The organism is Streptomyces sp. NBC_00885 (genome assembly GCF_045207475.1).
In the GTDB taxonomy this organism is placed as follows: Bacteria; Actinomycetota; Actinomycetes; order Streptomycetales; family Streptomycetaceae; genus Streptomyces.
Window position 1 is genome coordinate 6,205,849 of the sequence record NZ_CP108796.1, and the last position, 20,153, is coordinate 6,226,001.

Annotated in this window: 15 protein-coding genes and 1 pseudogene; 10 read left to right on the forward strand and 6 right to left on the reverse strand. The window is 69.2% G+C overall.

The annotated features are described in order from the left end of the window. The first annotated feature begins 197 nt into the window (after window positions 1-197). Window positions 198-1,028 (forward strand): helix-turn-helix domain-containing protein, encoded by an 831-nt coding sequence (locus OHA61_RS28125; RefSeq protein WP_406305371.1) that lies wholly within the window; start codon window positions 198-200, stop codon window positions 1,026-1,028. Next, window positions 1,025-1,228: a DUF397 domain-containing protein gene (locus tag OHA61_RS28130; protein WP_406305372.1), complete on the forward strand. Its 204-nt coding sequence runs from the start codon at window positions 1,025-1,027 to the stop codon at window positions 1,226-1,228. The genes OHA61_RS28125 and OHA61_RS28130 overlap by 4 nt, the downstream gene beginning before the upstream one ends. 62 nt (window positions 1,229-1,290) lie before the next feature. Here OHA61_RS28130 and OHA61_RS28135 read toward each other — a convergent pair whose 3' ends face one another. Both OHA61_RS28135 and OHA61_RS28140 read right to left on the reverse strand, forming a co-directional pair. Further along, complete coding sequence (locus OHA61_RS28135) at window positions 1,291-2,142, reverse strand: helix-turn-helix domain-containing protein (RefSeq protein WP_406305373.1); 852 nt, start codon at window positions 2,140-2,142, stop codon at window positions 1,291-1,293. A 40-nt stretch (window positions 2,143-2,182) separates the two neighbouring features. Next, window positions 2,183-2,904: pseudogene (locus tag OHA61_RS28140) on the reverse strand (DUF6879 family protein). A 175-nt stretch (window positions 2,905-3,079) separates the two neighbouring features. On the opposite strand from OHA61_RS28140, the gene OHA61_RS28145 reads away from it, so the two are divergent. The 4 genes from OHA61_RS28145 to OHA61_RS28160 all read left to right on the forward strand — a co-directional run bounded on the left by OHA61_RS28145 (window position 3,080) and on the right by OHA61_RS28160 (window position 6,222). Next, window positions 3,080-3,289: a hypothetical protein gene (locus tag OHA61_RS28145; RefSeq protein WP_326649598.1), complete on the forward strand. Its 210-nt coding sequence runs from the start codon at window positions 3,080-3,082 to the stop codon at window positions 3,287-3,289. Between the two features lie 427 nt (window positions 3,290-3,716). Continuing rightward, window positions 3,717-4,217, forward strand: coding sequence for a hypothetical protein (locus OHA61_RS28150; RefSeq protein WP_406305374.1), 501 nt, complete (start codon window positions 3,717-3,719; stop codon window positions 4,215-4,217). Window positions 4,218-4,288: 71 nt separating this feature from the next. After that, window positions 4,289-4,945, forward strand: a complete 657-nt coding sequence (locus OHA61_RS28155; RefSeq protein WP_406305375.1) for a class I SAM-dependent methyltransferase — start codon at window positions 4,289-4,291, stop codon at window positions 4,943-4,945. Window positions 4,946-5,346: 401 nt separating this feature from the next. Then, entirely contained in the window at window positions 5,347-6,222 is an 876-nt protein-coding gene (locus tag OHA61_RS28160; protein ID WP_406305376.1) for a hypothetical protein, read from the forward strand. 118 nt (window positions 6,223-6,340) lie between these two features. Here OHA61_RS28160 and OHA61_RS28165 read toward each other — a convergent pair whose 3' ends face one another. Then, the gene (locus tag OHA61_RS28165) at window positions 6,341-6,979 is read right to left on the reverse strand and encodes a DUF6879 family protein (RefSeq protein WP_406305377.1); all 639 of its coding nucleotides are present in this window, start codon (window positions 6,977-6,979) and stop codon (window positions 6,341-6,343) included. Beyond that, window positions 6,972-7,241: a hypothetical protein gene (locus OHA61_RS28170; protein ID WP_406307499.1), complete on the reverse strand. Its 270-nt coding sequence runs from the start codon at window positions 7,239-7,241 to the stop codon at window positions 6,972-6,974. Before OHA61_RS28170 ends, OHA61_RS28165 begins: the two co-directional genes overlap by 8 nt. A 227-nt stretch (window positions 7,242-7,468) precedes the next feature. Between OHA61_RS28170 and OHA61_RS28175 the strand changes: the two genes are divergently transcribed. From OHA61_RS28175 to pglZ, 4 genes are all read left to right on the forward strand, one after another. Continuing rightward, window positions 7,469-7,879, forward strand: coding sequence for a hypothetical protein (locus OHA61_RS28175; protein ID WP_406305378.1), 411 nt, complete (start codon window positions 7,469-7,471; stop codon window positions 7,877-7,879). Further along, entirely contained in the window at window positions 7,876-10,011 is a 2,136-nt protein-coding gene (locus OHA61_RS28180) for a tetratricopeptide repeat protein (protein ID WP_406305379.1), read from the forward strand. Before OHA61_RS28175 ends, OHA61_RS28180 begins: the two co-directional genes overlap by 4 nt. Window positions 10,012-10,393: 382 nt before the next feature. After that, window positions 10,394-14,281 (forward strand): phage resistance protein, encoded by a 3,888-nt coding sequence (locus OHA61_RS28185; RefSeq protein WP_406307501.1) that lies wholly within the window; start codon window positions 10,394-10,396, stop codon window positions 14,279-14,281. Further along, complete coding sequence (gene pglZ, locus OHA61_RS28190; RefSeq protein ID WP_406305380.1) at window positions 14,278-17,181, forward strand: BREX-2 system phosphatase PglZ; 2,904 nt, start codon at window positions 14,278-14,280, stop codon at window positions 17,179-17,181. The genes OHA61_RS28185 and pglZ overlap by 4 nt, the downstream gene beginning before the upstream one ends. A gap of 93 nt (window positions 17,182-17,274) precedes the next feature. Here pglZ and OHA61_RS28195 read toward each other — a convergent pair whose 3' ends face one another. Beyond that, entirely contained in the window at window positions 17,275-18,321 is a 1,047-nt protein-coding gene (locus OHA61_RS28195) for a CBS domain-containing protein (RefSeq protein ID WP_406305381.1), read from the reverse strand. Continuing rightward, on the reverse strand, window positions 18,318-20,135 hold the full coding sequence (locus OHA61_RS28200; RefSeq protein WP_406305382.1) for a DUF262 domain-containing protein: 1,818 nt from the start codon (window positions 20,133-20,135) through the stop codon (window positions 18,318-18,320). Before OHA61_RS28200 ends, OHA61_RS28195 begins: the two co-directional genes overlap by 4 nt. Between the last annotated feature and the right edge of the window lie 18 nt (window positions 20,136-20,153).

Genomic DNA, 20,153 nt, shown 5'->3' on the forward strand with positions numbered 1-20,153 from the left:
TCGGGGGAGTTGCTGACTTCATGGGGTCAACAGTTGCGGACTCTGCGTAGCGTTGACCAGGAGCGATGCGCTGACGGGTGCGGGCTGTACACGTCGGCGGTGCGCTTGTACGTGATGTCGGGCGTGACCGGTTTCCGGGCCGTGCGTTGGGCGGGCGGTGTCCGGTGACTTGATGGTCGTACGGGAGGAGCTGCGGCATGGACGACGAGGTTCAACAGCCGGAGTACGAGTTCGGGACGGGCATTCTCTACGTGTTCGGGCGGCAGTTGAAGCTGTTCCGGGAGCGCGCGGGGATGGACCGCGCGAAGCTCGGGTCGCTGACCGGGTACTCGGCCTCGACGATCGCGTCGTTCGAGCAGGCGAGACGTATCCCGCCGCCGAAGTTCATCGACCAGGCGGATGAAGTGCTGGGGGCGAGTGGGGTGTTGAGCGCGAGCAAGGAGGAGGTGGCTCGGGCTCAGTATCCGGCGTTCTTCCGGGATGCGGCACGGTTGGAGGCGGAGGCCGTTGAGCTGCATGTGTACGCGAACCAGGCGGTGCCTGGGCTCTTGCAGACCGAGGAGTACGCGCGGGCCATCTTCATGATGATGCGGCCACCCATGGCTGACGAGCTGATCGAACAGCGAGTGTCGGCGCGCCTGGCCCGGCAGGAGATCTTGTCCAGCCGCGATGCGCCGCTCGCCAGCTTTGTCATCGATGAGGCCGTGTTGAGGCGTCCCATCGGAGGACGGGGAGTCCTGGGTGGCCAGCTTGAGCACATCCTCCTGACAGGGGAGCGGCGGAACGTCGAGATCCAGGTGATGCCGCTCGACCGTGAGGAGAACGCTGGTATGGCTGGTCCCTTCACCTTGATCGAGACGAAGGAAGGGCGGAGGATCGCGTACGTCGAGGTACAGAACGTGAGCCGCCTGCAAACGGAGCGGGAACGGGTCCGTGCGCTGGAGGCCAAGTACGGAATCATCCGGGCGCAGGCCCTGACTCCTCGTGAATCATTGGCGTACGTAGAGAAGTTGCTGGGAGAGCCATGAACACGCACGTATATCAGTCGCCCATAGACGAGTTGGCATGGCGCAAGAGCAGCTACAGCAGCGAGGAAGGCGGCGAATGCGTCGAGGTCGCCGTCCGCCCCACCAGGGTCCACGTCCGCGACTCGAAGGACACAACCCGCGCCGCACTCGCCGTGGTTCCCACGGCGTGGACCGCGTTCGTCGAGTTCGCGACCCTCTGACAGGGCAGGGCCCCTGGGCAGGCGGGTGCTTGCCCAGGGGCCCTGCCACACCCACAACGTCGTCAACGCGCATTCAGGGCTCGGCGGGCCGAGTTGATGAGGTTGTGGGCGTCGGCCCCGTACGCCGCCGACTCGCTGAGGGACTTCCAGACCTTCTTGTACAAGGCGATGTTGTCGGCGTCGTCCAGCCACAGTTCGGCGTGCCAGTCCTCGGCGACGACCAGCCGGTCATCGAGCACCCAGAAGCCATTGGCAGGCACGATCTTGACGGACGCCGTGAAGGGGATGACACCCAGTTCGACCGTGTCCATGCCGATCATGCTGTTGAGGCGGTCGAGTTGGCTCGCCAGCACCGAGGGCGGGCAGATCAGCGACCGCAACGCGGCCTCCCACATCAACACGTGCAGCCTGCGGCTGGACCGGTACAGCCATTCCTGGCGCTGCACCCGAGAGAGGACGGCTGCCTCGACGTCGCCGGGTCCGTCCAGCAGCTCCGCATACCGCTGGATGACGTGCCGGGCGTACTCCGGGGTCTGCAGCAGTCCGGCGATCACCGACTCCTCCCAAACCCACATGTCCGAGGTGCGGTCGATCTCGGCGCTCAGCCCCTCGTGAAGGGGCTTGAAGCCGTTCGCCAGCGCTCGACGCCATGACCTGATGTGCGACTCGAACCCGGCCAGCCGGGCAGCGAGTTCGGGGTACACCCCAGGCTGCCCGGTCGCGTCGGCCCACGCCCTCAGATCCTCGGGGGCGGCCGTCTGCTTGCCGTTCTCCAGCTTGCTGACCTTGGAGCCCGGCCAGCCGAGTCGCTGCGCGAGCTGTTGACCGGTGAGCCGACCACCGGGGCAGGTGAAACGGAGTTCGCGCAGCCGCGCCCCCAACGCCGCCCGTGCCTGCTGGTAGTCAGTGCTCACCGTTCACGTGCTATTCGGTCGTGGCCACCTGCGTGGCGAACTAGTCGCGCGGGAGGGCGTGGTGCATCGCCGCATCGCGCACCATGGCATACCGCACGACCTCAGCCGGTTCGGTGATCAGCTCGATGTCGAGCAGGTTGTCCTCGTCATCGAAGTGCAGCAGGGCGACGAGCCTTGAATCGAAGATCCAGAAGTCCTCGGAGGGCAGGCCGGCTTGCGCGGCGTCCTCGCGCCACAGGTACCGGATGTCCTCGCCGAAGATGGCGTTGTGCCGGGCGTAGTCGAGCAGGAACAGCTGTTCCGTGGTGGGCGGGTTGTCGGCGATGCGGAACGGCCGACCGTCTTACCGGCGCCCGTCTGGGCCTTGATGTTGACGAACCAGGGTTCGTCAGGGTCGCAGGGTGACGAGCCGGTGGCCAGGAACGCCTGAAAGTCGGGGTCCTGTCGGTCCGACGCGTAACCGCGCCGCGTCTCCAGCCGCCAGGCGGTGTGCTCGAAGGTCTCGAACAGGCGGCGGAAGGTGGCTCGGTCCACGAGTTCCGGCACTCGCTCCATCTCCTTCGGTCCCCAGTTCACGAGCAGTTCGCGCGGCACGGCCACCGCTGCCTCGTCGACTCCGAAGTGCTGGAGCTGTGTGAGGTCTTCGGGCTCGGTGACGGGCGTGCCTTGAACGATGATCTCGCCGGTGCCTTCGTCCGTGTGCAGGGCGGGGCAACCGTCGACCTTGCTGTCCGTGCCAGTGAAGCGCAACCGACGAACCATGGATGCTCTCCCTTCCGTGGGGTGTTGATCCCATCAGCATGGTCGGGGGTCAGGGCCTGGCACTACGGGGTCAGGCAGGGCTCAGGAGAAAACACCAGCAATCTTGGGCGCGCGGCGAGCAAATTCGAGAAAACAGCGTACCGCCAGTCAACGCCCCGCTTCTAGCGTCCTGTTCATGGCCTCGAAAGAACGGAACAACGTCGACCCGCACGCGGCGGCGGAGACGTTGAGAGCGGCGCTGTCCGATGTCGGGCTTGTCCTGCCCTCGCTGAGAGTCGACCCTGCCTCCCCCACGCTGCGGCTCATTGAGCTGGGGCGGGTGCGCTCCGACGTGGCCGCCCGCCTGGCCGAAGCGATCCGACGGGGGGTGACGCGTGATGCCTGAGGAACAGCAGCCGGAGGGCGCGCTGGTCGTCGACACCGAGCGCGACAGGCTTGGCTACGTCATGGTCGCCTCGGACGGGTCGTGCAGCTTCGGCCGGTGACGGGCGGACGCGAGTGGGACGTCGACCCTGCTCGCGTACGCCGTGCAACGGACGAGGAGCGGCAGCAGGCATGCGGGAGCGAACCCGTGCTCTGAACTCAGCAAGCAGTGGGGTCTTCTCATGACCACTCCGGACACCTCGACCACGTGTGCTGAATGGGCAACCGCCAGGGCTCCACCCAAGCCGCCCGCTCCAGCCAGGTCACCCAGTAGCCCTCGCTGGAACGGAATCCGCAAGGCGCCCGCGCCGCGCTTTCAGCCGGGACAGGCTGACAGGCGGGGCGGGCTCGAACCGGTACGACACGACCTGTCTCCGAAGGAGTAGTCCATGACCGCCACACTCGACCGGCCCGTGAGCACCCGCACACGGGACCCGCAGGAACTCCTCAACGCCGTTCAGCACCGCATCAAGCACCTGACGATAAACGTACTGGCCGGCGACATGACCCTGTGGGACCGCGAGGTGGCCCTGCTGCTGCGCGACCACACGATGGTCCGCGACATGGCCGAGCGGATCCTCGGCAACGCCGTCATGTACACCGTTGGCTGCATGGAGCACCCCGAGGTCCACCTCGGGGTCGGCAAGCTCGTCGACATCGGCGTGCACCAGCTCATCCTCGACACGCCCGTGTGGTGGGCCCTCTGCGAGGCGTACAACGCGGGCCGCTACAAGCACCACGCACCGTTCATCGAGCGCCGTCGCGACGGTCTGTGCCTGCGCACGGCGGACTTCCTGAAGTCCATCGGCTTCGACATGGACGAGGAGCTGTGGATGATTGACGGCACGGACTGCTCGCCGTGTGACAACAAGGTCCCCGACAGCCACTGAACGCCCCTACGCCGGCCCCTGTCCTCGGCCCTCCGGAGGACAGGGGCCAGCCGTTGCGAAGAGGAATCGCTTTGCCCGTACAACACGACATCGCCGCCGAGACGGAGCTGTGGGACACCTTCGCCACTTCCGCCTTCAAGGAAGACGCGGAGCCGGGCTTCTGCTGGACCCAGTACGCCGGTCACGGACCCGGTCTGGAGCTCCTGGGCAACCCGCGCTCCGTGCTGGAGATCGGCTGCGGCACCGGCCGCGCCCTCGCCCACCTTGCTCAGCACGGCATCGCCGCTCGGGGTGTCGACCTGTCTCCCGTCATGGTCGAGAAGACCACCACGAAGTGGGCCGTTACCGGTGCGGAGTTCGTGTGCTGCGAAGTGCTGGAGTACCTGAGCGGGCACGAGGAGGTGTACGACGCGGTCTACTCGATCTTCGGAGCCGCCTGGTTCACCGACCCGGGCCGTCTCTTCCCCCTTGTCCGCCAACGGCTCAGGCCCGGCGGCGTCTTCGTGTTCTCGCAGCCGCCGGCCATCCCCGGCGCGTACGGGCCGCAGGGCATGTACAAGGGAGGCTTCGCCGGGAAGGCGATGTTCACCTACCGCTACAGCTACCGTCCGGCAGTCTGGGAGCGCCTGCTCACGCGGGCCGGGTTCGCAACGGCCGACGCGACGGTGCTCGACGCGCCTCAGCCTGGGCACATTGGGACGCTCTTCGTACGCGCGGTCGCTCCGTGACGGACAGGGTCGAGCGTGTCTTCGTGCTTCGATCCGCGACGGCTGGTCCGAGGAGTCGGCGGGCGAGGCGGCCCCGCGTGGGGTTGAGGTGAAGCGCATGGTGCACTCGCGTTCGGGTGCGGGACGCTGTGGCAGGTTGCCGAGGGCCCTGCGCATGTCCGCCTCCGCAGCACCTCCAGCAGCCCTGGCGCCTCGCTTCACCGGGTGTCGCGCCGGCGCTGGCTGCCACGGCCATCAACGTCCGCCCAGAGACGCTCGGTTCGCGACGGCGGTCGGCTTCCCCGGCGACGATCGACATCGTGATGGACCCAGCCCTCCCCACCGTCACTCACATGGCGAGGCCCCCAACTGAGCTGACACAGTCCGGCCCTTGGGGCGCGGAGTTACTGTAGGTTCCTGCTATGAAACAGGGCAAAGGGATCGAGAACCCCGAGTCGCGCTTCTCCGCGGTGCTGCTGGCGGCAGCAAAGCTTCCGGGTGTGCGTATCAACAGGGAGGCGTACCTCCGAAGTGCGCTGGCTCGCCACTGCTCCGAGGATGACATCCGAAGGGCGATAGAAGAGACCCCCGCTGCGGCGGGCATCACTGTCGAGGTTCTCGACAAGGTGGCCAACGACTCCATCCGCTACGAAACCGCCAAGGTCAGCGCTCTCTCCGCCGCTGCCGGGATCCCCGGCGTCCTCGCCCTTCCCGCCACTGTGCCCGCCGACGTGGCCCAGTACTTCGGCCACATGGTGCGTATCGCGCAGAAACTCGCCTACCTCTACAGCTGGCCCGATCTGTTCTCCGACGACGGCGATGACGTCGATGACGCGACCATGGGGGTGCTCACGCTGTTCTTCGGCGTGATGTTCGGCACCCAGTCGGCGAACGCCGCTGTGGGGAAGGTCGCCGGGATGATGGCGGAGCAGGTCGCCAAGAAGCTGCCCCAGAAGGCACTCACCCAGGGTGTCATCTACCCGATAGTGAAAAAGGTCGCGGCTTACCTCGGCGTCCAGATGACAAAGCAGACCTTCGCGAAGAGCGTCTCGAAGGCCATCCCTCTCGTCGGGGCCGTTGTCTCTGGCGGGCTCACTCTTGCGACCTTCCTTCCGATGGCCAGGAGGCTCAAGAGGCACCTCTCCAGCTTGCCGCTGGCGGAACCGTCGCACCGATTGGTGGATGGGGAAGTCGTGGAAGGGGAAGTCGTGGAAGACCACGGACCTTTCACCGCAGCACACGCTGATCAGCGCGACGCAGACGCCACTGCCATCAAGCTGGAGGAACCTCAGCCTTGACACCGCAAGCGCACTCCTGAATGCCGAAGGGGCGGCCGATGCGGCGGGCGTTCTCGTCATCGCCGGGGGCGGTGGTGATCTGTTGGCACGAGGGCTCGCTCGTCACCCGCCTTGCTGATCACCGCGAACCGCGAAAACCCGTCGGAGCACCGGACACCCGGGGCGGGGCCAGGGTGACGATCTCCCGGTCGAAGAAATCGTGGAATCCCTCACCACGCTCATAAAGCGCATCGAATCCGACGTTCGTTTCCCGGATCAGTGAGCGGTCGGTGTAGCGGTTGGCTCCGGCTGCATTTCCGTCCTCGTCGTAAACGACCTCATACATGGCTACATCGCCGAGAATCACTACTTCTGGAACGGAGCGAGTCCGCTCGATGTGCGAAATATCGCGAGCGTCGAGAACCTTGATGTCGTCGCCCAGGTCCACGCGTACGCGCAGGACGAATAACTCCCATTGCACATACGGCGTGATCGGGAATTCCACGACGCGGAGGCGGCGGTGCGTGACGCCCAATTGCGACGCCTGGCGGAGTTCCTGGGCGTAGTCCTCGCGCCTCTCGTCGGCCAGAGACAGGGCTCTCTCCCAGTCGCCGTCGGCGAAGGCCTCCCAGCTCGGGAAGCCGCGCTCCTTGAAGTGCTGGCCGCGCTCAAGCTTGTTGAGGAAGCCGATCCCGTTGGCGTAGACCCGTCCCAAGTCCGCGTGGTACGTCGGGCGGTCCAGGCGTTCGGAGGCGCCGCCGGGGAAGGAGTCAAACACTGGGGATGTCCGGCTTCGCCGCGATGAGCATGTTCCTGGGGATGACCACGAGGCGTTCGTCCGACCCGATCGAGACCCCGTCGGGCAGGTTCCTGCCGAGCGACTGGGTGAGGTCCCGGCCGATGATGGCGATGTCGCCGTTGGCCAGTTCCCAGATGTCCGGGCAGTCAGGAGTCCCGGTTGTGTTTCCTAACTCCTGGGGAGTTTTTCCCAGCCGCTGTTTGAAACTTGTGTCCGGATCTGCTTCCCATGGCCTGGCCAATTCCATCGCCCCCTCGATCGGTCGGGATGCCTCACTGTAGCGTGCAACTCGCCTGCCTGACCATGTGTTACACCCGACCCGCGGGGGTAATGGCGAGATTGATTCCTCCTTGTCCCATGTCGCTCAGGGGTGGAATGATATTGATCGGAAAGAAAATCATGCCAACGCCCGACAGGTGACACCTTCCATCTGCGCTGTCGGAAAAACGGGTGAACGGAGGGGCGGCTGTGGACCCAGAAGTGACCTTGCTTGCACAGAGCGCGGGGACCACCTTGGTCGCGTTGATGGCGACCGAGGCCTGGCACCATGTGCGTGATGGGATCACACAGCTCTGGCGCCGGACGCAACCCGAGCGCGCCGATACCGTCGCCGCCGAGTTGGAAGCCGGCCGCGAGGACGTGCTGGCCGCCGCGGCGACGGACGACCAGGAGACCCTGGACGAACTACGCCTTCAGTGGCAGGGGTTGGTGCGGCGGCTGCTCGTAGCCCGGCCCGCCGCCGTCGAGGAACTGCGCGCGCTGCTGGACCAACTCGATCCCGGTGGCTCGGCCGCCCGGCAGATCAACCAGCACGCCACAGCGTCCGGTCAGGCCCGGGTCTACCAAGCGGGACGTGATCAGCACATCGCAGAGCGATGACGGGTGGGACGGACGGCCACGCCGAGGACCAGGGACGTGTCTACCAGTCGCGGGGCGACCAGCACATCAGCGAACACCACCACTACGGCGGTGACGGGCCGGAGCACGGCGGACCGGACTCGGTGCGACGCCCGGCGGTCGGCCGGCCCCCCGTCGCGCTCCGCGACCGCAGCGAGGTGATGGAACGCCTGCGGGCGAGCGTCGAGGAGGAGCGCGGCGGCCAGGTCTATGTGCTGTACGGCATGGGCGGCTCGGGCAAGACGGCGGTCGCCTGCGCCCTGTTCCAGGAGGTCACCGGAGAACAGGGCCGGGTGGGCCTGTGGGTCAACGCCTCCGACCGTGCGAGCCTGCGCGCCGGCATGCTCGCCGTCGCCGCCGACCGAGGGGCGGGCGACGGCGAACTGCTCGCCGCACGCAACGGCCTCAGACCTGCCGCCGATCTCGTCTGGACGTATCTCGACCGTTCCGCCGAACCCTGGTTACTGGTCCTGGACAACACCGACGAGCCGGAGATCCTGCGGGACGGCAACTGGCTGCGCACCAGCCCCCGCGGCACTGTCCTGGTGACCACACGGCGAGCGGCGGCCCGGTGGTGGCCGGGCGCCGAGCTGCAGCACATCGGCGTACTGCCCCGAGAGGACGCCGCGCTCGTGCTGCGCGATCTCGCACCGCACAGCGGTACGACGGAGCAGGCGGCGCGGGTCGCGGACCGGCTCGGGCGGCTGCCCCTCGCCCTCACCCTGGCGGGCGGCTTCCTCTCCCACCAGGTCATCGACCCCTGGACGATGGACGCCTACGGGGACCAGCTCGACGGAGACGAACGGGTCCAGCTGATCGACCGGGGAGCCGACGCGCTGTCCGAAGCGGACCCCCGGCATCTGGTCGGTCTGACCTGGCAGCTGACCCTCGACGCGTTCGAAGCGCGCGGGCTGCCCGAAGCGGCGGACCTGCTCAGACTGCTGGCCCGGTTCGCTGCCGAGCCGCTGCCGCTGACCCTGCTCAACCACGCCGACATCGGCGCCGTACTGCCTCGTGCCCGAACCGAGACAGCCCTCAGAGCCCTCCTCGACCAGTCGCTGTCCGAACTGGTCGACGCCGCCGGCGCGCGCTGCGTACAGAGCCACGGCATCCTGCTCGACAGCGTCTCGGCGGCGACCCCCGCGGACCTGGTGCCCGCCCTCGACACGACAGCCGTCCGGCTGCTCGACGCGGCCGTGCCCGGCGTACCCGACGCGGGTCCGCACGATCCGCGACTGCGCCTGCTGGTACCTCACGCGCTGGCCCTGCTGGGGCACATCGGCGGGCCGTCCGCCGCCGACGCCCTGGCCGTCGCGACGCGGCTGTCGGTCGCCCTGCACCGGACCGGTGACTACCTCTCCGCCTGGGAGACCGCCCGAAGCGCGGCGGACCTCGCACAGCGACTCCTCGGCGCGGACCACCGTACGGTCCTCGCCGCCCGCTCCAGGGCAGGGCGGGCACTGTTCCGGCTGGGCAGGTACGCCGAGGCCGAAGCGGCGCTCCGCGCGGTCCGGGACGCCCAGGAGCGCCTGTTCGGCGCCGACGACCCCGACACCACGGACAGCGGCTATGGACTCCAGCTCGTGCTGGCGAACCTGGGCAGACGCGAGGAATCCGTCGCGCTGCTCCGCGACACCGTCGCCGGGCGGTGCTCGGCGCTGGGCCTCACGCATCCGCTGACCCTGCGGGCCCGCGCCAGCCTGCTGGAGATGCTGCCCGCTGCCGAAGTGGTCACCGAGGAAGGCGGCACACTGCTCACGCTGCCGTCGGAATGCGATCGGTTCCTCGGCCCCGACCACACCGTGACACTGGGCGCCCGGCACAACCACGCGTGGGCGCTGTACCTCCTGGGCCGCTTCGACGAGGCCGACCGTGAGATCCGGCGGGTCGCCGAGACGTATGTGCGGCGCTTCGGGCCCGAGTACCCGATCGTGCTCGCCGCCCGGCAACTCCTCTCCCGGACCCGGGCCGCGCTCGGACACGTGGAGGAGGGGATCGCGCTGATGACCGACGTCGTCGAGCGGCGGGAACGCGGCCTGGGCCCCGAACACCCCTTCACGGTCGCGAGCCGACAACTGCTGGACGCCTACCGGTCAGGACGATGGCGGCCGTAGTGCTCACGGCGGGACGGGACGGGAGCGGCCCGCACGGACGGTGCGCGAGGGTGTACGGCACGGGGTCGATGGGAGTACGGATGTAGGGTGCTATGCGCAGGCCGTACGGGTGACGTTCAGTACGAGGGGGACGAAAAGTACAGACGCCGCGAACCCGTCTACCTTGACCCGGCCGATGCCGTGAGCGTCGTTCCCGTCCGGTCACCGCATGACCGGTTCCGTCCTCGCCTCAGGCCAGGACACCCGGCCCGCCGCACCGGCCATCCGCACCCCTGAGCCCCGCCCCACCCCTCGGACCGGCCTCGGGACTCCGCGGCGGACCCCGCACGACACCGAGTACGAGCAGCAGTACCGATCACCGTCAGGGAGAGCGAGACCCGCAATGGCCCAGCCGCCCTTCCTCCGCGATGTCATCGACATCAAAGAGAACATCTCCACTTCGGACTTCGTGCTGTCCCTCGCCGAGGCGACGACACCCGAAGGCGCCCAGAACGCGCTCAAGGACTACGTCGTCACCGAGCGGCTGCTGGAGAACTTCGACGAGGCGCTGGCGCTCATCAAGTCCTCGCTCGACGGGCATCGCTCCAAGGCGGCCTACCTGCACGGCTCGTTCGGTTCCGGTAAGTCCCACTTCATGGCCGTGCTGTACGCGTTGCTCAGCGGCGACCCGGCCGCCCGTGCCCGTACCGAGTTCGACCCGGTGCTGACCAAGCATGAGTGGCTGACCACGGACGGCAAGCGGTTCCTGCTCGTGCCGTACCACATGCTCGGCGCTAAGGCCCTCGAACAGCGGGTGCTCGGCGGGTACGTCACGCACGTCAAGAAGCTGCACCCGGACGCCCCGACCCCGCAGGTGTACCGGACCGACTCCCTCTTCGCCGACATCCGGGCCAACCGTGCCACCTACGGTGACGAGGCGGTCATCCGTGGCCTGGGCGGCGGCGACGCGGGCGACGGCGAGACGGACGAGTGGGGTGAGGGCTTCGCCTGGACCCCGCAGCTCCTCGACACCGCCCTCGCCGCCGAGGAGAACCACGAGGGCGGCACCCCGCTCAACCTCCGCAATCCCTCCACCCCGGCCGAGCTGCGCGCCAAGCTGGTCAACGACGCCAGCACGAACCTTTTCCCTGGCTTCGCCAAGAACGCCGTCGAGAACGAGCACGGCTTCATCTCCCTGGACGCCGGTCTGTCGGTCATCGCCGAGCACGCGAAGTCGCTCGGCTACGACGGACTCATCCTGTTCCTGGACGAGCTGATCCTCTGGCTTGCGACGCTTATCCACGAGCAGAAGTTCGTGGCCCGCGAGGCCAGCAAGATCACGAACTTCGTGGAGGGCGGTGACGCTCGACGTGCCATCCCCGTCGTGTCGTTCATCGCCCGCCAGCGCGACCTGCGGGAACTCGTCGGCGAAGAGGTGTCCGGCGCGGCGGAAGCCTCCATTCAGGACACCCTGAACCTGGCCTCCGGCCGGTTCGACAAGATCACCCTGGAGGACCGCAACCTCCCGCAGATCGCTCACGCGCGCATCCTCAAGCCGAAGGACGCCGAGGCGGAACGGCTCGTCGACGCGGCCTTCGAGCAGACCAAGCGGGTCGGCACCCAGGTCTGGGACACCCTCCTCGGCTCGGAGAAGGGCACGACCGGTGCGGACGCGGAGTCGTTCCGGCTGACGTACCCGTTCTCGCCGGCGTTCATGGACACCCTCGTCCACATCTCGTCCGCGCTGCAGCGCTCCCGTACCGGTCTGAAGCTGATGGGCGAGCTCCTCGCCGACCACCGGGGCGAGATCCGGCTCGGGCAGCTCATCCCCGTCGGCGACCTCTACCCGGTGATCGCCAAGGGCGGCGACAAGCCGTTCACCGACAGCCTGAAGGTCGTCTTCGAGGCCGCCGACAAGCTCTACAAGACCAAGCTGCGGCCCTACCTGCTCAGCTCGTACGACATCACCGAGGACGACGTCGAGCAGTACGTCAACCGGCCCGAGGCCATCACCGACCCGCAGCGCCTTAACCGCTGCCGCATGTTCGTCGGCGACAACCGGCTTGTGTGCACCCTGCTGCTGTCGGCACTCGCGCCCAGCGTGCCCTCCCTGGCGGAGCTGACCATCCGGCGGCTCGGCGCGCTCAACCACGGGTCGGTCCTCGCACCCATCCCGGGCGCCGAGGTCGGCATCATCAAGAACAAGGTCGCCGAGTGGGCGGCCAGGTTCCCCGAGATCAAGGAGACCGGCACCGACGCCAACCCCGGCGTGCGGCTGGAGCTGTCCGGCGTCGACGTCGACTCCGTCATCGCCAACGCCCAGGTCAACGACAACCCAGGCAACCGGGTCGCCCTCGCGCGCCGTCTGCTGTCCGAGGAACTGGGCGTCGAGCACGGGCAGTTGAGCGACCAGCTCAGCTTCACCTGGCGCGGTACCTCCCGCACCGCCGAGATCGTGTTCGGCAACGTCGCCGACGAGGACGAGCTGCCCGACCACGACCTGATGCCGCAGGAGGACGGCCGCTGGCGTATCGCCATAGACCTCCCCTTCGACGAGGGTGAGTGGGGCCCGGTCGAGGACGTCAACCGCATCCGGCGGCTGCGCGAGCGCCAGCAGGGCGAGCGGTCCCGTATCGTCGCCTGGCTGCCCGCCCACCTGTCCGCGCAGCGCTTCGCCGACTTCCGGCGTCTCGTCGTTATCGACAAGGCCCTCGCCGACGAGCACCGCTTCGACACCCAGTACGCGGGCCACCTCAACGCCGACAACCGCAGCCGCGCCAAGGGCCTCCTCGAAACCCAGCGCGAGGCTCTGCTCAAGCAGGTCAAGGGTGCCTTCAAGCAGGCGTACGGACTCGCCCAGAAGCAGGCCGCCGACGTCGTGCCCGACTTCGACGACCACCTCGTCCCGCTGCCCGACGTGGACGGCCTCACCCTGTCCTTCGGGCAGAGCCTGCACGGCGGCATCCGGCATGTCGCGGGCAAGCTGCTCGCCCACCAGTACCCGGCGCACCCCGACCTCGACCCCGACGCCACCGGCACCGCCGTCAAATCCGCCGACACCCGCAAGGTGTTCACCCACGTCCGGTCCGCCGCGGAAGCGCGTGACGGGCGGGTGGAGGTCCCGGCCACCGACCGCAAGCTCATGCAGCGGATCGCCGGACCCCTGCGCCTCGGGCAGCAGAAGGAGGCGTACTTCGAGCTGTCCCGCTACTGGGCCGACCACTTCCGCCAGCTCGCCAGCGCCCAGGGCGTCACCGGGGACCTGTCTCTGATCACCCTGACCGACTGGACGGACAAGCCCGACCCGCGCGGCCTGCCCGACTTCCTCGCGAGGCTCGTCGTCGCCGCCTTCGCCGAGATGGACGACCGGGTGTGGGTGCGCGGCGGCACCGTACTCGACCCCGCGCCCGAACTGTCCGCGATCAAGGACCATGACGCGCTGCGCAGCCAGCCGTTGCCCGCCGAGTCCGAATGGGACACGGCACGGCAGCGCTTCGAGACGGTCTTCGGGCAGAAGGCTCCTGCCCTTCGGCGCGGCCGGATGGTCAACCAGTTCGCCCGCCAGATCATCGAGGCCGCCCGCGCCCACCGGGACCACGCGGCGGACCTGGTGCACCAGTTGGAGGCCCACGCCTCCTTCCTCGGCCTCGACCAGACCGCCGACACCGGACGGCTCGCCCTCGCCCGCCGCTCCCTGCAACTGCTGGACGCGCTCACGGCGGAGGCCGGCAAGGGCGCGGCCGGGGCGAAGAAAACCGTGGAGGCCCTCGCCTCCTTCGACCTGGGCGAGACCAGCGCCGACCGGTACGGGACCTCCATCAAGCAGGCCCGCAGCGTCGCGGAGGCCGTCGCCTCCGCGCCCTGGAGCACCCTCGAACTCGCCGCCGGACTAGGCCCCGAGGGCGCGGCACTGCTCGACTCGCTGCGCAACATCGCACGCGACGACCAGCGCACCGCCGACCTGCGCGACGCGCTCGCCCGCACTCAGCGCGAGGTCGTGGCCCTGCTGAAGCGCAGCCAGGCCGCCGCCACCCCGCCGCCCCCTCCCTTCGCGCCGCAGCCCACGGCCGACGACCTGTCCCTGAACACGCCGACCAGCGACCCGCGCATCCCCTACGCTCCGCCGGAGACACCCACACCGGCCTCCTCCGGCAGCGGCTCCGCGCGAACGGCCGGTGGCCGCCGTACGACCGTGGCACGCGCCGCCGCCGACCTCCAGGCGGAACTGTCCGAACTGGCCGCCCGCCACCCCGACGCGACCATCGAGATCACCTGGAAGGTCGTCGAATGACGGACACCGTCGCCGCTGTCCCGGGCGCCGTCCGGCTGAACACCGCGACCGTCACCCAGTACCTGTCCTCGCAGTCCTCCCTCGCGGCCTCCCTCACCGGAGACGGCGGGGGCAGGCGCCGGGTTGTGCTGCTGCGGTCCGCGGCCCAGTGGGACGGGCCCGCGGAACCCGCCTGGGGCGAGGGCCGGACGGCCGGCGTCGCGGTGGCGCCCTCCCCGCTCGCCGTCCACGAACTCGTCCTCGACCACCTGACGGGCCGCCGCCCCGGCCCCGCCGTCCTCGTTGTCCTCACCGACCGCGAGCAGAACGAACTCGACCCGGCGATCACCGCCCGCGTCCACAAGCAGCGCATCGACATGGTCGACAGCTGGGACGTCGTGCGGGAGGCGTTCGGCGCCCGGCAGATCGACCCACGCCTGAAGGACGTCAACTGGGCCGCCGAAGCCCTGCTCGACGCCACCCCGCCCGGCGGTTGGCCGCCGGTGCCCGGTGGCTGGCTGCCCCGGCAGTACGCCCTCACCGCGCTCGCCCAGCGCCGCCTGCGCCTCGGCCGCTACGACACCGAGGGCGGCCCGCGACGCCCCGGCGAAGACCGGCTCGACGCGCAGACCCTGCTGCACTGGTCGACCCAACCCGGAGCCCCCGAGCGGCTGCTGGGCCTGCGGGGTCCCGAGCGCGCCGGGCTGACCGCCTTCCTCGGCGAGGAGGACCAGGCCGGTCTCGCCGGACGCGCTCTGCTCGCTCTCGTCGACGCCGAGCGCGGCGCGGACGCCGCCGCCTTCGGCCTCGTATGCGAGGCCCTGTGGCAGCACGCCGAGCCCGCCCCCGAGACGTATCAGGCCCGGGGCCGTGCCGAACGCTACCTCGGCGACCAGCCCCCAGCCGTCGGCGAACAACTCGATGCCCTGGTGGGCGTCTTCGGCCGGTCCGCCGAGGAGTACGTGAGCACGCTGCTGACGGCCGGACACCGGGGCGGCGGCTCCGACGCCGACCAGGCCCGCGAGGCGCGCCGCACCAGCGGCATCGTGCTCGACCGGGCCGCCGTGCTGGCCCGCCAGTTCGGCGCGGAGGCGGCCGTCGCGGCGAGCCCCGTCCTGCGCGGCGGACTGGAAGCCCGGTTCACCGCCGTCGGCCAGGCCCTCGCGGCGGGCGACACGGCCGCGGTCACGGAGGCCGTCCGACTGCTCGCGGACCACAGGCTCGCCGCCGACCCAGAGGAGTCCGCCCGCATCGAACGCGCCCGCATGGGGCAGCGCCTCGCCCTCTGGCTGGCCACCGACCCGTCCGCCGACGCACCCACCGTCGCCGACGCCATACAGCGGCACGTGGCCGAGACCGGCTGGGTGGACCTCGCCCTGGAGCACATCGAGGCCGGAGGCGACCCGGACCCCGTCCTCAAGGCCGCCTACGACACGCTCGGCACGCGCGTCAGGGACCGGCGGCGGCAGATCGACGCGTCCTTCGCGCGCTCGCTGGCAGGTTGGACGGAGGACGGCACCCCGCCCCGCAGCATGCTCACCGTCGAGACCTTCCTCGACCGGGTAGTCGGGCCCGTCGTCCGGCGCGGGGAGGATCGGCGGGTGCTGCTGCTCGTGCTCGACGGCATGAGCGCGGCCATAGCGAACGAACTCGGCGAGGAACTGCGCCGCTCCTGGGCCGAGTTCGACCCGCTGGCCGGGGACACCCCGCGTCGGCGGGCGATGGCCGCCGCCCTCCCCACCGTGACTGCCGTGTCCCGGACATCGCTCTTCGCGGGCACCCTGATGAAGGGCACCCAGGCCGACGAGAAGCGGCTCTTCCCCGCGCTGAAGCTGTGGAGCGGGGCACCGGCCGCCGTCTTCCACAAGGACGACCTGCGCACCGAGACCGCGGGCGAGACCTTCGGCCCCGCCCTCACGGAAGCGCTCACCGACGGCAGGACCCATGTCGCCGTCGTCCTCAACGCCATCGACGACCGGCTCGCCAAGGAACAGAAACTCGGCGACGGAGCCTGGCGGGTCGACGACGTACCCGGCCTGCGCGACCTGCTCCGGGTGGCGGCGGCGCAGGGCATGGCCGTCATCGTCACCAGCGACCACGGCCACGTCGTCGACCGGCACGGAACGAAGGCCGACGCGGCCACCGAGCCCGCGTCCGCACGCCACCGCCTGCCCGGCGGCCCCCTCGCCGAACGGGAGATCGCCCTCACCGGGCCGCGCGTGGTCTGGCCCGAGCCCGGCGCGTCCATCGTCGCGCTCTGGGACGCGGACTCCCGCTACACCGCCCTCAAAGCCGGTTACCACGGCGGGGTCTCCCTCGCCGAGTTCACCATCCCGGTGCTCGCCTTCCTGCCGTTCGGGGCGGAACCGCCCAAGGGGTGGCGGGAGTTGGGAGACCAGCGGCCACCCTGGTGGGCTTCGAAGGAGGCGGGCAGGCCGGTGTCGGGTGAGCGCTCGGCTCAGTCGGCGGGCGCGGCTCCGAAGAAGGGGACGGCGAAACCCCGCAAGAAGCACCCCGAACCCGAGTCGCTGCCCGACGCGCTGTTCGACGTGGCGCTGACCGCCGGGGGAGACGACGCACTGCTCACACCGACCCTCGTCTCCCGGACCGAGGTGCTCGTGAAGGCACTGCTCGACTCGGAGACGTATCAGGTGCAACTCGACGGTCTGGCCCGCAAGCCGCAGCAGGAGCAGGTCCACAAGGCACTCGCCGCCCTACTCGACGCGGGTGGCACATTGCCCGTGACCGCGCTCGCCCAGCGGGCGGGCATGCCCACCGCCCGGGGCGACGGCTTCGCCGCAGTCCTGCGGCAGCTCCTCAACTACGACGGCGTACAGGTGCTGGAGACCCTGCCGGACGGACGCACGCTACGTCTCCATGAGGGGCTGCTGCGCGAGCAGTTCGCCCTCCGCGTGGGCTGACAGGGTTCGGGGTGCCTCTGGTGTTCGCCTGGAGGCACCCGGGCAGCGGCCCCGGCACGCGGCACCCCTCTCCTGGTATCCCCGCCCGCCGCCTCAGGCCACGAACGCCCGCAGCAGCTTCGCGAACGTCGTCAGTTCGTCGAGCAGCTCCTGCGGAAGCGGTTTCTCATCGAAGTGGGCGATCCGGTTGCGGATGTCCTTCACCTGCTTCAGACGGCCGATGAACTGCTCCCTGGGCATGTTGGGCCACTTCAGGGCTTCCCAGTTGGCGTCGGCGGCTTCAGCCAGCGACGTCTTCGTCTGGTCGCCGTCCAGGAGTTTCAGATAGTCGCCGAACATGAGGTCGGAGACCTGGCCGGTGCGGTGCTCGGCCTTCTTGTTCGTCTGAACGGCCTTGATGGTCTCCTCGTCCAGTGCCGCACCCAGGCAGCGGCGCAGCAGGGACTCGATCTCGCCGACGATGAAGAAGGGCCGTGCCGCCCCCTCGAAGCGGTCCGTGACGTCCGCTGCGCTGACGATGCCAGAGAGGCAGCCGTCGTCGCCCCGGACCAGGAGGTAGCCGTGTTCGCGGATGACCGGCAGGGCGGAGAAGAACTCCTGGCGGGTGTCGGCGACCGGAAGGGAGTCCTTCTCCATCGCGTTGTCCAGCGTGGGCTGCTTGCCCGCCTCGTACATCTTGGCGACGGACCCCCAGGTGACCACCCCGTGGATCTGCGCCATGCCGGTGGTCACCGGGACCTGCGCGAGGCCCTTCGTGCGCATCAGGAACGTGGTCTGCGCCAGGGGCGTACCGGGACCGACGGACACCAGACCGCGCCGCGCCGACGGGATGTCTCCGAGCAGCAGACGCTGCGGCAGGGCGGCCGAGGGCAGGGCCTCGTCCGTTTCGTCCTCCTCCACGTCCGCGGGGGCGGCCTGCGCGGGGACGGACGCGAGCGGCACCACTTCGACGTTGCTGCGCTGGCCGCAGACGGCGAAGTCCGGCAGCGTCGTCAGCCCGGCGTCCGTGAGTGCCTGCGAGATGCGGTGCACCGTCCGGTGGTCGCGGACCCTGACCTGGAACAGGTCGAGAATGTCCTGCACGGGGACGGTCCTGCCCTTGAGCGCGGCGAGGTCCTGCCCGCTCGGTGTGGTCGTCATCGGGCGTCGTCCTCCGCGAAGTCACGGAGCATGGTCCTCTTGCCCATGGCGGCGTGCACGAGATCCTGCAACTGCTTGGAACGGTCGTTGTAGAACCGTTCGTAGTCGTTGTCGCGGAGTGCTTCCGGATCGATGAGGTGGGTGGCGAGCACATCGTCGAACCACTCGGGGCGCATGTCGGAGGCGGCGACCATCGTGGACAGGTAGGACGCCGGCGCCCCGGTCATGTCCATCGCCGCGCGGTAGGAAAGCGGGGTCTTGTTCACGATGGAGTTCGTGGGCAGGTCCTGGCTGTTGCCCCGCCGGAACCAGGTCTTGGGGAAGATCTGCCGGACGTCCACGCTGTACTCGTCCAGCCTGCCGGGCTTGAGTGGGCTGTCCGTGTAGTGCCAGTCCACCGCCCCCTGCTTGACCAGCAGTGCGTAGATGCCCTTGTAAGCGGCGCTGTTGCGGGTGGTGAGGCTGTCGAGGCGGTCGGCGAAGAAGAACGCGTCCGTGACGGTGTCGGGCGCCCGGTCGTCCTGCGCGATCCAGGGGACGAGCTGCTCGACGTCACGGGTGAAGCGGGTCTCGGTGGAGCCGCCGTACATCTCGCCGAGGACTCCGCACCAGTACCACTGCTCGGTCTTCTCCTCCGCTCCCAGGCCGTCCAGCGCCGTGTCGAGGATGGCACGGACAGCCGCGAGCGGGACGAGCTGCGTCTTGTACGGCAGGTCGCTCGGGCGGACGATGCACTGCCGTTCCAGGAAGTCGCCCACCCAGGCGAAGGCGTCCGCGAGTTTCGGCGCCAGCCGGACGAAGTCGGCCAGCGGGAGGTCCAGCAGATCCCGGCGCTTGCACGACACCGTCGCCCCCGTGCCCGACTGCTTCCGCTCCCAGGTGCGTACCAGGGCGATGGCCTGCAGGAAGTCGATGCTGCTCAGCCCGTTCTCGATGCCGCCGTCCAGACGGCCGAAGACCGGGTACTTGGCCGCCAGGCCCTGCTTGATCTCCCGCCATACTTCGGGGAGTTGGTAGTAGTCCCCGGTCCGGTCCACGTACTCGCGGTCCCCGGCGTAGGTCGCGGTGAGCAGTTCGAAGACGTTCAGGGGCACACCGCCCGTATTGACCCGCTCGAACACCGCGCACACGGCGTCCATGGAGGTGGTGGCGGCCAGCCGGATCATCGGGACCTGGAAGGCGCGGACCTGCTGGAGGACCAACTCGTCGAACTGTCCCCACAAGTTCCAGTTCCGGTCCTCGTCCGCCTTGACGTACGACATCATCCACTGGTTCACACGCTGTGCGTCGAAGACGAGATGCAGAGGGAAGAGACCGGCCGCGCACTCGTTCTCCGTGGTGCTCAGATCCAGCACCACCGTGCGGTTGAAGTCGGTGCGGAGAACCTTGTCCGCCGGGACGGACAGGATGGCTTCGTCGCGGTCCGCGGACGGGCCGACGGCCTTCTCGATGTCGACGTAGTACCACCGCTCGATGGGCTTGTTACGGGCGTCCGCGGTCTCCACCGGGGCGTCCAGCCACAGGGCCTGGAAGAGGGAGGTGAGGCGCTGCTGCCCGTCGAGCAGGAGAAGGTCCGCGGCCGGATCCCCGTCCGGGCGTGCTCCGGTGAGCGTCCGGGAACGGAATCGGGTGGCGCCGCCGGTCTGCAGCGTCATCACCACGCCGAGCGGATAGTCCAGCGTCACCGTCGCGATGATCGCGCGGATCCTGTCGTCGTCCCACTTCCAGTTCCGCTGGAAGTCGGGCAACTGTAAGGAGCCCGACGCCACATCCGCGAGTACGTCCTTCAGCTTCACATTGTCGAGTGCCGCCACGTTCGTCCCACTCCCACC

Coding starts and splice junctions, on each gene's coding strand:
- OHA61_RS28160 (WP_406305376.1), top strand. CDS start 5,347: ATGAAACAGGGCAAAGGGATCGAGAACCCCGAGTCGCGCTTCTCCGCG.
- OHA61_RS28130 (WP_406305372.1), top strand. CDS start 1,025: ATGAACACGCACGTATATCAGTCGCCCATAGACGAGTTGGCATGGCGC.
- OHA61_RS28125 (WP_406305371.1), top strand. CDS start 198: ATGGACGACGAGGTTCAACAGCCGGAGTACGAGTTCGGGACGGGCATT.
- OHA61_RS28180 (WP_406305379.1), top strand. CDS start 7,876: ATGACGGGTGGGACGGACGGCCACGCCGAGGACCAGGGACGTGTCTAC.
- pglZ (WP_406305380.1), top strand. CDS start 14,278: ATGACGGACACCGTCGCCGCTGTCCCGGGCGCCGTCCGGCTGAACACC.
- OHA61_RS28185 (WP_406307501.1), top strand. CDS start 10,394: ATGGCCCAGCCGCCCTTCCTCCGCGATGTCATCGACATCAAAGAGAAC.
- OHA61_RS28150 (WP_406305374.1), top strand. CDS start 3,717: ATGACCGCCACACTCGACCGGCCCGTGAGCACCCGCACACGGGACCCG.
- OHA61_RS28195 (WP_406305381.1), bottom strand. CDS start 18,321: ATGACGACCACACCGAGCGGGCAGGACCTCGCCGCGCTCAAGGGCAGG.
- OHA61_RS28145 (WP_326649598.1), top strand. CDS start 3,080: ATGGCCTCGAAAGAACGGAACAACGTCGACCCGCACGCGGCGGCGGAG.